Source organism: Ureibacillus sp. FSL K6-2830 (assembly GCF_038004145.1).
In the GTDB taxonomy this organism is placed as follows: domain Bacteria; phylum Bacillota; class Bacilli; order Bacillales_A; family Planococcaceae; genus Ureibacillus; species Ureibacillus thermosphaericus.
The window spans coordinates 973,067-985,683 of sequence record NZ_JBBOQR010000001.1; the positions used below are offsets into that span (position 1 = coordinate 973,067).

Annotated in this window: 11 protein-coding genes; 2 read left to right on the plus strand and 9 right to left on the minus strand. The window is 34.6% G+C overall.

Features of this window, described 5'->3' with window-relative positions; all coding sequences use genetic code 11:
* Window positions 1-154: 154 nt before the first annotated feature.
* The 8 genes from NSU17_RS04780 to NSU17_RS04815 form a co-directional block, all read right to left on the minus strand.
* A complete protein-coding gene (locus NSU17_RS04780; protein ID WP_340704436.1) occupies window positions 155-1,066 on the minus strand; it encodes a C40 family peptidase in 912 nt (303 codons plus the stop codon).
* A gap of 358 nt (window positions 1,067-1,424) precedes the next feature.
* Window positions 1,425-3,386 (minus strand): N-acetylmuramoyl-L-alanine amidase, encoded by a 1,962-nt coding sequence (locus NSU17_RS04785; RefSeq protein ID WP_340704437.1) that lies wholly within the window; start codon window positions 3,384-3,386, stop codon window positions 1,425-1,427.
* Between the two features lie 220 nt (window positions 3,387-3,606).
* Complete coding sequence (locus tag NSU17_RS04790; protein ID WP_340704438.1) at window positions 3,607-4,557, minus strand: C40 family peptidase; 951 nt, start codon at window positions 4,555-4,557, stop codon at window positions 3,607-3,609.
* Between the two features lie 242 nt (window positions 4,558-4,799).
* Complete coding sequence (locus tag NSU17_RS04795; protein WP_340704439.1) at window positions 4,800-5,900, minus strand: CAP and S-layer homology domain-containing protein; 1,101 nt, start codon at window positions 5,898-5,900, stop codon at window positions 4,800-4,802.
* Window positions 5,901-6,157: 257 nt separating this feature from the next.
* The gene (locus NSU17_RS04800) at window positions 6,158-6,817 is read right to left on the minus strand and encodes an S-layer homology domain-containing protein (protein ID WP_340704440.1); all 660 of its coding nucleotides are present in this window, start codon (window positions 6,815-6,817) and stop codon (window positions 6,158-6,160) included.
* A 278-nt stretch (window positions 6,818-7,095) separates the two neighbouring features.
* Window positions 7,096-8,181 carry an Ig-like domain-containing protein gene (locus tag NSU17_RS04805; protein WP_340704441.1) on the minus strand — a complete coding sequence of 362 codons (1,086 nt, stop codon included), beginning with the start codon at window positions 8,179-8,181 and terminating at the stop codon, window positions 7,096-7,098.
* Window positions 8,182-8,201: 20 nt separating this feature from the next.
* Window positions 8,202-8,303: an S-layer homology domain-containing protein gene (locus NSU17_RS04810; protein ID WP_340435411.1), complete on the minus strand. Its 102-nt coding sequence runs from the start codon at window positions 8,301-8,303 to the stop codon at window positions 8,202-8,204.
* Between the two features lie 634 nt (window positions 8,304-8,937).
* On the minus strand, window positions 8,938-9,384 hold the full coding sequence (locus NSU17_RS04815; RefSeq protein WP_340435607.1) for an Hsp20/alpha crystallin family protein: 447 nt from the start codon (window positions 9,382-9,384) through the stop codon (window positions 8,938-8,940).
* 453 nt (window positions 9,385-9,837) lie between these two features.
* Between NSU17_RS04815 and NSU17_RS04820 the strand changes: the two genes are divergently transcribed.
* Both NSU17_RS04820 and NSU17_RS04825 read left to right on the plus strand, forming a co-directional pair.
* Window positions 9,838-10,311: a hypothetical protein gene (locus NSU17_RS04820; protein WP_340704442.1), complete on the plus strand. Its 474-nt coding sequence runs from the start codon at window positions 9,838-9,840 to the stop codon at window positions 10,309-10,311.
* A gap of 118 nt (window positions 10,312-10,429) precedes the next feature.
* Window positions 10,430-10,714: an amphi-Trp domain-containing protein gene (locus NSU17_RS04825; RefSeq protein WP_340435611.1), complete on the plus strand. Its 285-nt coding sequence runs from the start codon at window positions 10,430-10,432 to the stop codon at window positions 10,712-10,714.
* Between the two features lie 546 nt (window positions 10,715-11,260).
* On the opposite strand, the gene NSU17_RS04830 is transcribed toward NSU17_RS04825, so the two are convergent.
* On the minus strand, window positions 11,261-12,616 hold the full coding sequence (locus NSU17_RS04830; RefSeq protein ID WP_340704443.1) for a serine/threonine-protein kinase: 1,356 nt from the start codon (window positions 12,614-12,616) through the stop codon (window positions 11,261-11,263).
* Between the last annotated feature and the right edge of the window lies 1 nt (window position 12,617).

Here is a 12,617-nt window from a genome sequence, read left to right on the forward strand (position 1 = left end):
TCTCTCGCTTTAGCGGTCTATTTCTTCTTTATTGCACCATATTTCTTAAAAAATTCCTTAATAAACAAATTTCTGCACTGCTTCAATAAAAGAGAAGAATTTCTAAACCGATTAAATTTCTTCTCTTTTCTAGCAATGCAGAACCACTCAAAAATTATTTACTAACCGCACGCTGTATAAAAGTCTCTAACTGTGTAAGTGTCACATAGTCATTCGGTCCATATAAGCCATTTCCTTTTCCAATCGTAATACCATGTTGAGCTAAAATTGTAATATAGTCATATGCCCAATGATTTTGATCCACATCACGGAATTGCACAGTGTTTTTTCCAATTGGTTTTAAATTGAAGGCAACTGTTAGAACCTTCGCCATTTGTGCGCGAGTAATTGGGGAATTCGGATTGAATTTTCCTTGCTCATTCCCTTCAAAAATTCTCAATTTATTTAGGGCTGTTGCGGCTCCTGCTACATAATCTGTCGACTTTACGTCGATAAATGGAGAGTTCGTATCGGAAGTATCAAGCCCTAATCCTTCTGCCAATCGAAGAGCTACTTTCCCGCGAGATGCATAAAAGCCCAAATCAACCGATGCATTTTTCACTTCAGAAGCTTGTTGCTTCGAAAAATCGATTACTCGTTTTGCACCAACATAGCGATTTTTCCAGTAGCTATTATTCAATGAAGCAATGCTTACCCCTTTACTTGAAGAAGCGTTAATAAATTGATTGTTTCCTATATAAATCCCTACATGGGAAACACCTTGTCCTGATGTATTAAAGAATACTAAATCTCCAATTTGTAAATGTTGTTTTGAAACGGCTGTCCCTTGAGCAAATTGTCCAGCAGATGTTCGATTTAATGGGTATCCTAAATCAGCAAATACTTTTTGCGTGAATCCAGAGCAATCAAATCCACTCGATGTAGTGCCGCCCCAAGCATACGGTACGCCTATGTATTGTTTAGCTGTTGAAACCAATTCTTGTGGTGTTGCAGCTTCTGCATCAATCAAAGGAGATGTAAAAATCATGAATGATGCAAATACTGGAATTAACCACTTTTTTTTCACTGTCAATTCCTCCTTCAATTTCCTCTGTTCGCAATCTATTTCGAGCCTACCATAAATCCTGTCCCTGTGATTTTTCATTTATGTAACGTTTTATATTTCGTTATTGCAGAAATAAATCGATTAAAAAAGAAAAATTTATCATTAAAGAGAAAATTGTTATTTATGAGTATCATTTGTAATATGGGTGTAATATTTATTTGATACTAACCGGAAAAAATACAGGATAATGTTGGATTTTTATTAAAAATAAGGGTTGAATTCCAAATAATACGGTTGTCTAGAAATATAAAAAAGCGAATTGGAAAACACATCGTTTTTCTCAATTCGCTTTCTTGAATTTCTAACGCAAGCTCAATTATTATTTTTGATAATACTCTACGATTCCTTTATAAATTGAATCACCAAAGATTTCGACATATTCATGATCTGTCAATTTTGCACGGTCTTCAGGATTTGTAATAAATCCTAATTCTACTAACACGGAAGGAAGAATCATATTGCGAATTACATAGTAATCTTGTTTTTTCACACCACGATCTTTCATATCTGCATTTTTCACAATTTGATCGTTAATGGCTTTTGCCAATGTTTCATCTTCTTCAATATTCACGTTACCCGCAACGCTATAGTACGTTTCTGTACCTTTTGCACTCTCATTTGAAGCAGAGTTTACGTGTATACTCACAAACACTTCCGCGTAATTATTAAGCGCAATTTTCACGCGATCTTCTAACGTCGGGTACTTATCTCCCGTTCTAGTCATAATAACTTTTGCACCATCGGCTTCCAATTTATTTTTTACAACCGTTGCTACTTTTAATGTAATTTCTTTTTCCACCGCACCGTTGCTTGTTGCACCAGGGTCTTTGCCGCCATGGCCTGCATCAATGACAATCACACGGTCTTTTACGGGACTTCCTTTCTGGTTGATTAATTTCAAATATGTTTTATGCACAAAGCCTTTTTTTCCATTTGCCGTCGTAATATTTGCCCAGTTTCCGCTAATCGAATGAACAGCCACTACATCTCCTTTATTTAATGTTCCAAGAGAATTAGAAGCAGCATCTGCTTTCTCTCGAATATTTAATGCATTCGTTGTAACACGACCAATTGTGTTAGTCGTATAAGTAGGTGTTTCAACAACTGGGTCTTTATCTACAGGATTTTTCACAGGCGGCGTTTCTACTGGATTTTTTACAGGCGGATCAACAGGCTTCTCCACAACCGGTTGTTTCGTAGCAGAAGCTTGAACGTATCCAGGAACTCCATCTTTTTCTGTTAAATACCATTCACCTACTGTTTTATAAACCGGTATTTGCTCGTCAGCGTTAAAAGAACCTATCACTTTTGAATTGGTATTGCTAGATTTATAAACATTCACTTTTCCAACTGCAATCACATGTTTCTGCACTTTTCCGAGAGGTTGTCCAGCCTCATCCACTACTTGAGCGTAATCTCTTGAAATATAGGCATATTGATCTTTATACATCACTTTAAACCAACCCGGTTGAATTTCAAATAAAGGGAGTTTAGTTCCTTTATTGATTTGGCCAATTCGATTGGCGTTTGTTGATGTATCGGTTGAAGTGCGGACATTTAAGTAATCAACTGTCGCCGCCACTGTTCCAATAGCATCTTTTTCATTCGGAACTTGCACGCCTTGCACTGGTAATTCTAAACGATATTTTTCCTCTTTCGCTCGGGCAATAAAGGAAGCAAATTGTCCACGTGTAACGGAAGATTCCGGCATAAATACGCGTTCTTTACCGGAAGGACTCCCTTTCGTGATACCGTTGTAATAAATTGCAGAAATGTATTTGTAATAAGGATGTTTCGGATTGATATCTTTAAAAGGCACCGTTAAGTTTGCGTACTTCTCCACATCTAATTGAAAGGCAGTTGCTAAAACTTTCGCCATTTCTTGGCGAGTTAAGTTAACGTAAGGACCAAATTCTCCATTTTTAGAAGCAGAAAAATATCCTTCTTTTACTGCTCTTTCCACATAATCTGAAAGTTCTGTCCCTGTTTGTACATCTTTAAAAGAAGATTGTTTTACTTTCAACGGTTGCAACCCGGAAGAAATCACTACCATTTTGGCAGCCTGTCCTCTCGTAACTGGTTGATGTGGTTTATAGTACGTTCCATTTTTCGTTTCATACCCTTTAATAGCACCTAAGTTAATTAAATATTGGATTTCTTCATAGGCATCATAAGATGGTGGAACATCGACAAACTGAACTTTTGCACTAGTTGTATGTATATTGAATAAAGATAAACAAAGTATAAAACCTATTAATAAACTTATTTTTTTTAAAGACAATACATTTCCCGCCCTTCTAAGATAGTAATTTTATTCTATCAAAAGAATTATTTTCATTCATCGGTCTTTTCTACCTGTTTCCCTAAATTTATCCTTATATAATCTATTAACGATTCTAGAATGAAGAAGTTCTCGCTTAATGATAAAAAAAGAGAGGTTCGTTAAACCTCTCTACCTATAAATTTATTTAATTTCCTACAAGAAAAGTTGGTAGCCAGTATTATTGTGCATTATTTATACGTTCAATGAAAGTGTCCAAGTGTTCGAAAGTTGCGTATTCGTCTACTCCAAATGTTCCGTCTTCTCTACCAGTCGCAATGCCATTGGAAGCTAAAATAGCTACATATTCGTATGCCCAATGTTCTTTAGAAACATCAGCAAATGTTGTTGGTTCACCTTTTAATTCTAAACCGTACGCAATCACTAATGCTTTTGCCAGTTGGCCACGAGTGATTGGTGAACCTGGGTTAAATTTTCCATTTGAATCTCCAGTAAAGATATTTAATTTATTTAAGGCCGTTGTTGCACCAGCATATTTAGATTCTGGCTTCACATCAATAAATGGTGAATTTTGATCAGTTGTATCTAAGTTTAATGCTTCAGCAAGTCGGATTGCAGCTTCACCGCGGGATACAACAATGCTAAAATCGATTGCAGCTTCTTTTACTTCCACTTTTGCTTGTTCAGCTTGAATTTTTTCCACATCTTCAGTTGTAAATTCCGCAACACGTCTTGCACCAACATAACGGGAGCCCCAGTAGTACGGATCGTTTAGACTATCGATTTCCACTCCGCCAGATGTAGTAGCGGAAATGAACTTGTTATCCCCCAAATAAATTCCGACGTGGGAAACTCCTTTGCCAAAAGTATTGAAAAATACCAAATCTCCAGGTTGTAAATCGCTTTTGGAGACAGCTGTGCCTTGTGTGTATTGTTCTTTGGAAGTGCGCTTTAATGAAATGCCTAATTGAGAAAATACATATCTTGTATATCCTGAACAATCGACTCCCGTTTTAATATTCGTCCCACCATATTTATATGGCGCTCCTATGTACTGCTTCGCTGTTTTTGTTAATTCATCCACTGTTGCTGCTTGTGCTGTGCTGTTTGCACCGAAACCTGATACAAGCATGAATGATGCAAAAATTGGCAATAACCATTTCTTTTTCACGAACACTTGGCTCCTTTCAAATCAAACATTGCTAAATCCGTTACTCTAAAACCTCACAGTTAATAGACTATCATAGAATGGTCTCTAGTAATTTTTCAATTGTGTAACTTTTTTGGCACATAAAAGAAAGTGCCGAAATCCTTACCTTTAAAGGAAATTCGACACTTCTAATAGAAAATTTATGAAATTGTTCGTATAGGTTTTGTAATATTCCTGTAATAAAAGATACTAGTTTATTACAGTTATTTGCTAGAAAACAATTGAACCCAATAGTAGTTTCCTTGGGAATCCTGCTTGATTCCGACACCTATATTTGTATAATTTTCTTTTAAAATATTTTCCCTATGTTTCTCAGACGCCATCCATGCATTGACAACGTCTTTCGGTTGAGTAAAATTGCGGGCAATATTTTCTCCGAATCTGGTAAACTCGTAATCAAAAAGTGTTGCCATATCCCAGGGCTGGCCGTAGTAAGGGGAGGAATGATCGAAATATTTCCGTTGAATCATATCTTGGGCTTTGATGATCGCCAATTGATTGAGTGCCAAATCTTGTTTCAAAGGGGAGACACCCGCTTTTTTCCGCTCTTCATTGACTAACGCAATCACTTCATTCGTCCATTTTTCGGCGCTATTGACCGTGGAAATATAATGCTTAGATAAAAAATCATAAGCGATTTGATACGATTTTACTTTTTTCTGAAATTCAATGCCTCTAAAGACAAGGACTGACAGCTGTGCCCGTGTTACAAACTGATTGGGCGAAAAGGTGGTAGGTGTTGTTCCCTTGATGATTCCAACATCCGCAAGCGATTCGATATAATCCTTTGCCCAGAAATTTTTTTGGCAATCTTTAAAGGAAGTTTTATTCACATGGTCTACTTGAACACCATAACTAAGAGCCAACATTTTAGCGATTTGTGCTCTTCTTAGCGGTTCTTCCGGACGAAAATGCTCACTATTTTGAACAATTCCTAGTTCTGCGAGTTTGCAAATTTCTTGATAATATTGGTGGCTGGGTGATAAATCTTTTGCGTTTAATTCGAAATCTGATTCAAGGGGGATTTCTAACGATTTCGCTATAACACTAGCCGCTTCCGCTCGGGTTGCATACTGATTCGGTTTAAAGGTACCGTCTTGATAACCATCCATGTATCCTTTTTCCTTCAGTGTTAAAATTGGTGTTGCTGCCCAAAATGAACTGCTTATATCTTGAAAGGGAGTTTGCAGTTCTGTTGATTTAACACGCTCTTCTCCCGCCATTGCATGAACTCGATTATGTAAAAAACCCCCATTTAAAAACAATATGATAGCGGTGGTTATTATGATTGTGTTACGTTTCATATATTCTCTCTCCACTTCAATAAAACTAAAATAACTACCTTTTTTTATGTATTCTCTATTTTTATAAAAATTACCTTTTATTTTCAAAAAGTTCATGATTTGTTAATAGAGAAATATGTTTTGATAAAAAAGAATTACGTTCTCAACATCAAATGTATCAGATAAATTTTCTATTAATATCTTCAATAAAGTAAGGTAATCATTTAAAAAGCATTATCTCGAGCAAAAATCCCAAGATAATGCTTTACTTTGAAATATTATTCAACGCTAATGACTTGGAATCCTAGCCCATCCGTTGCTTCAAGAGCTCTTTTCATAAAAGTTGCCAATTGCCCTCGAGTTAGTGGAGAAAAAGGACGAAATGTTTCAGGAGTTGTGCCTGTTGTAATTTTATAATCAATCAACGTTTGAATATATCGTCTCGTTTCCAGATCATTGATGACATTGACATCTTTAAATGGTGTCGTTGTTTTATTCGATACTTTCAAGCCAAAACCTAATGTTACCATTTTTGCAATTTGCGAACGTTTTAACGTATTAGATGGACGAAATGTGCCATCTTGATAGCCTTGTATGATTCCTTTTTGGCTCAGCGCAGCAATAGCACCATAGTATTTGCTTGCTTTAGGTACATCAATAAATCCAGGATCTTCCACGTTCACTGTATCTAAATGTAATGCCTTGGCAATAAATAAAGCCGCTTCTTGTCTTGTTGCTTGTTTATAAGGTTCATATGTTGTCGCACTCGTCCCTTCAACGATACCTTCGTTAATAAGGGTTACAATCGATTCATAATGGGCATCTTTAACAGATACATCAATAAAAGGATTCTCCGCTGCATTGGCTGAAGTTGGAATGTAAATTGCAGCTACGATACCAAAGATGACAACGGATATCCAAAATTTCCTTAGTTTCATGTGGATATTTTCCCCCTATCCTACTCTCTTCAACCATTGTAACCCAAATTATGGTAGGTTTCTATAATAACTATTGACAGAAGGAATATAGGGAGTTTTTTTTCGATAACACAATGGACCGAACAGAAAACCATTTGTCTCCATTCGGCCCCTCTATTTGGACTTTCCCTGCTATGTCCATCTATGAAGTTTAAGTATTAGTTGTTGGTTGGTAGCCTTTGAACTAATACTTAATAGCAAAAGTTAGTAGCGTTTCTCTTAAGAGTTCAAAGGGATTGTTATTCCACAATCTCAACAGGAATCGCTTCTGTTGCTTCGATTGTTTTATCTTTTAAATCTTTTATATCTGTTGTATTTAAAAGTTGGATTGAGATTGTATCATCTGCTTCGATAGTGAAATCTTCCAATTTGATGATGACTTTAGCAGCTTTTTCTCCTTCACCTTTGTTGGCATCAATTTCTAATGGAGTAGTTAATGACTTGCCATTGATGAGCACTTCAAAGTCATTTTTTGCATTTTCGCCATTTAATAATTTGATTTCTTCAGAATAAGTCATTTCAAGTTCTTTTGTTGTTTTATTAAACTTAGCTGAAATTACTGTAGGCGCTTCATTTGTGATTTCTTCAAATTTTACAGTTTTCTTAAATTCAGAAACGAATTGGTTTTCTTTTGTACCTTTTACTTTTTTCGGTTCGATTACAATTTCATAATCACCATTGAACAACGTTTGATTTGTGATTGTTAACGTTTTTCCATCTTCACTTAATGTAAATGTTAATGAATCAGGTGTTGTTGCATCTTCTTTTGCAATCACTTTTACTTGTTGTAGATTTTCTTGTGTATTATTAATTGGTTCATTAAATATTACTTCAATCGTTGAAGCTGTAGTGGCAGTCGCAGAGACAACTTTTAATTCATCTTGTTCAGAAACTTGAATTGTGCGATATAAGAATGAAGCAAATTGTCCGCGTGTTACCGTTTCGTTCGGTCTGAAATTTTCAACAACGGAAATTCCTAAGTCACGCAACGCTTGTACTGCTTCTCTTCTATTGTTATCGTTATAAACTTCATCCATGTCAACTACTGTTACATCATCAATCTCTTCAGCTAATTCGATTAATGATACACCAAACATTGCTTCATATGCACGATTTAAAGTTAAAGCCATTTGCGAACGGTCCATATTGTTCATGTGCATTAATTTGTTATCTGAACCAAGAAATACGCCATGATCTTTTACTAAAGCTGCGTATTTTACTAACTCTTCGTCTGCAAAGTCCACTGGCAAATCTTTGAAGCGTTGAACCGTATCCCAATCTTGCGGAATTTCCTTACCTTGTTCTTCAAGCCAACGCCCCAACAATTTTACAACATCGCTGCGTTTCAACGTTTTATACGGTTGTATGTACCATCTGGGTAACCTTTGATGATTCCCATTTCTGTTAAAGCATCGATTGCTTCTTTATGTGAGTCATCTTCTGTCACATCTGAAAAAGATGCCGCTGATGCAGCCGGAACGCAGCTGTTGATGCCAAAAATTTCTTATTCATCATAACTACTGCCCTCCGAAGAAATATCATTTTTTTATTATTTTTAGATAAAGTTCGGTTGATTCCTATCAACAAAAACTAGTATATTAGTATAATCTATTTTAGTCAAAGGTAATATTTAGTTGCCAATAATTAGCATTAATTAGCATATTTTATCAATAGTTTATTATTATTAGATATTATACTTCCAACACCCAAGTCTAATTTCCATTTAGTATATTTGTTATATTTTTGATACTTTACCATTTTAAAAGCAAAAGAAAAAGCACAAACTTTGGCGTTTGTGCTTTTTCTTTTGGGCTACCAACCTGGTATTTCCTAGCGGGAAAAGTAATTTATAGTTATAGAGGAAATAATCCTATATACAATTTTAGTCTATCACTTATAGAAAAAAAGAACAATGAATAAGTTGAATTTAATCAAAAATATTTAACGAAAATAACAAGAAAATGTAAAAATAGATACCTTTATATTTTTTCTAGCTATACCATATTTTTACACAGAAAGACTTATAAATCATGTATAAATTATAAAAAGAGCCATGACAATGCGTCATGGCCCATCAATGATTATTTAATTTGAATTCGTTTGGATGGACCCTCATCATCCGGAGTAATTTTTGGAAGGGTAATTTTTAATACCCCATTATTTAATTCCGCTTCAATTTTGTCTTGATCGACATCATTGATATAGAACGAACGGTAAAATTCACCGAAATGACGCTCTTTGCGGATAATGCGGTCTTTTTCATCGCGTTCTTCTGTTTGGTCGTCGCGTTTTGCACGAATTGTTAAATAGTTATTGTTTATATCAATTTGAATATCTTCTTTATTAAATCCAGGCAAGTCAGCTTGTACAACATATGCATCCTTAGTTTCTGTAATATCTGTGCGGAGGGATTGAAAATCTCTTCCAAATGCAGGTAAGAAATCGTCGTTAAACACCTCATCGAAAGCATTTTTGAATCGTTCAAACAAATCCTCATTTTTTCTTCTGAATGGTCTTAAATCAAACATTTCAATTCCTCCTTTATATGTTTTTAGTACAAGTACTTTTTACACCCTCATTATACTCCTTATGAATAAAAAATTTTGATGTTTTTGTTAATTGATGGAAAATCATCATATTTTTATCAAACTTTAGACAAACTTTGATTAAAATTTCATCAAATTTTCTCCGCATTTCTGTAATATTTTATTTCTTCACGTCAATTATTGTGCCCTTCCTTTGGCATTTTATGCACTTGATGATTTTGGTGAATGATTTTTGGTGAAAAATATGGAGTATTGATTATAAAGTTTTATTATTTATTACTTTCTGAGGAAATAATATTTAAGAAAAAGGTAATTGGGCAGCCAGACTTTTAAGGAGAAAGATTCATTTTCCTAGGTAGTTGGGCATTTCCTTGTAACAAAGTCATATAATGACAATGATTTTTCTGCTTTCTTTACATGGAAAGGAGGTGTAGGATGTCTCCAAATTTTGAAGAAAGCGTCATTGTCGGTCTTATTGGAGGATTTTTTGTACTACTGATACTTGCTGTCATTGCCTATGTAATTACTGCACTTATTTACTTTTATACAGCCAAAACAAATGGTCCTGAAGATCTTGCATTTTTAGCGTGGATTCCTTTAGTCAATGCATATTTACTCTTTGCTTTTGGATCAAAGAAAACGACTCCGGAAGAAGTGAAAAAAGATGCATTAACATGGATGATTATATATGCTGTGTTATTTGTAGTGTCATTTATTCCATTTATCGGTTGGTTAGCTTCGTTAGCGATGATGGTAATCTTTATTTATTACAGTTACCGTTTATTTTATCGTTGGACAGGAGAATCAGGGAAAGCGCTATTATTTGTGATTCTTACTATCGTGACATTTAGCATTTTCTTCTACGTATATGGTTTAATCAAAATGAAACAAGAATTTGTTGCTGAATAAAAAAATGGGCTAGAAAGTATTCACGATGAGTACTTTCTAGCTTTTTTGCATGCGGAAAATTATTTTTGCATCTAATGTCGTGTTACAATGGAAGTAAGAGATAAAGGAGGCGATCACAATGGAACATACAAATCAAGAAAAACCTTTCACACAAGTACTTATCAAACATAAGGAAGTTCAAAATGTCCAAGATTTTGCGACAATGCTTGAGAAAATTGCACAAAAGTTGAAACAAGAAGGAAAATTCACTTTTGTGCAAGGGACGGAACAAATCGAAGTGGCTCCAAGTAATCAATTGAAAGTGGATTATAAGTACACGGTAAAAGGAGACAAACACGAATTTGAAATTGAATTCGAATGGTCTCCAAATTCCAAGGTTGAGAATAAAATGACCATTGAATGATTCTATTGGCAAACTTTTTTGAAAACGGTTTCAATTTTCTCAGTGTTTGGTAGAGGTTTAAAATAAATGTTTCAAATTATACATCATATTAGTAAATGAGGGGAATTCCTGATGCTTAAGGGGATTCCCCTTTTATTTCTTTAAAAAAGCAAGGATTGACGAAAAGTCATATATCCCTGAGCTGTTCTTTACTAGTTCGCACCATTTCCTCATCAAAAATTGTGATGTAAACAAAATCTACATTTTATTCCTTTAAAAATTATTGGATTTTAGTTATGGCTATTTCTAACGCTTCCCATTTTCGATAATCAAAAATTCCTGATGAAATAACCGAAAAGGCATTCTATACGCATCCATATTCCATATGGTCCTATATGCCTTGAAAAGCTACCAGGCATTTTTATGATGGTGCCCAACATTTCTTGTGAGAAACACAGTTTTCAGCATCTCTATGATTGGCGCTTCATTCCTGGTGCCAGTTACTTTTTGTATAGTGCAAGGTACTCATTTAGATGGTACCTAGAATGTTTTGAACTTTTAGCAAGTTCATATACTTACTTTTACTGACTGAATTGCTTTTGCAATGTTACGCGAATGTATATTACTTGCGTTTAACTTGTTCAATTTAACAAAATACATGCCTCTCTTTAAAATATAGTAAGCAAATTCTTCTTCTATTTCTGCAGGCACCTGATTTTTTGTAATGATATCTATGATTAAATCTTGTATAGCCCATTGATCATGATAGGAAGCTAACTCCCACATTTCTTTTAAGCATTCCAATTGGATAGCGGAACTTTGTGGCACAGCCTTAAAAAATCTGATGAGGAAATAACCAAAAGAGTTCATAGCACTGAATGGCCATCCTACTCGTGCATAACAATGGTTAAGATTTTGAATAAACAATTTTATAAATTTAAGCGCTTTATCTTCTCCTATATCTGATACAAACTTTGATATTCCGCTTATATTATCAAAGTAGTTTATTATAGGCTCGATAAAATCGTAATAAACATGATCATATATATTGGATTTCATAATAACTTCGTAGAGTTCATTCGACTCAACACCGCTTTTTTGACTTAAATATTCCCTCACAGTCATATGATCCAAATTAAAAAAACTGAACTTTGATTGCAGCATCTTATATTTGAGCAATTCCTTTTTTAAAACCGAAACATTTTCAAATCGATCCTCTATTTTTTCAGAAATTGCCCCTTTAATAACGAATTTAAATGCTGATGGAGCATCACGCAAATTGCTTGGTTCTCTTCCTGTAAGAATAAAGTATAATATTTTCCCTAAGGAATATATATCGCTCTGAATAGTTGCATCCTTTAATTTATCTACTTGTTCTGGTGCTGCATAGTAATAAGTTCCAGAACAATATCCACCTTGAGAAAATCTAGAATAATCCTTTTCTACCCCAAAGCCGCTGATGTACCATTCCCCATCTATTAATAAAATATTTTGTGGAGTTAGATTTCGATGTAATATACTTCTAGAATGCGCAATTGATATTCCATCAAGAATACGTTCAAAAATATTGGTACGTGTTTCCATATTTAAGAGTTGATGATTACTAGTTATATATTGTTGCAAATTTTGTTCTGCATAAGGCATGATATACCACAGTTCATCTTTATTATAGGCTATTAATGGAACAATATGGGGTTCCCCTTTTAGAGCATGCAATATGTCAATTTCTCTTTTAAATCTTTTTACAATCGCTTCATCGTTAATAAATTCTCTCTTCAATTTTTTAACAGCGTATTTGTGGCCATTCTCATCAACATATCTTGATACAATTGTAATTGCGCTTTCACCAATCATATCTTCATATTGTAGTTCGCATAACATGGCTTCTTCTTCCTTTAATGGGATTTTATTTTCATGGTTCAAT

What these genes read in the sequence shown, in the direction of transcription:
- NSU17_RS04795 (WP_340704439.1), bottom strand. Translation starts at nt 5,900, where the DNA reads ATGAAACGTAACACAATCATAATAACCACCGCTATCATATTGTTTTTA.
- NSU17_RS04800 (WP_340704440.1), bottom strand. Translation starts at nt 6,817, where the DNA reads ATGAAACTAAGGAAATTTTGGATATCCGTTGTCATCTTTGGTATCGTA.
- NSU17_RS04815 (WP_340435607.1), bottom strand. Translation starts at nt 9,384, where the DNA reads ATGTTTGATTTAAGACCATTCAGAAGAAAAAATGAGGATTTGTTTGAA.
- NSU17_RS04820 (WP_340704442.1), top strand. Translation starts at nt 9,838, where the DNA reads ATGTCTCCAAATTTTGAAGAAAGCGTCATTGTCGGTCTTATTGGAGGA.
- NSU17_RS04825 (WP_340435611.1), top strand. Translation starts at nt 10,430, where the DNA reads ATGGAACATACAAATCAAGAAAAACCTTTCACACAAGTACTTATCAAA.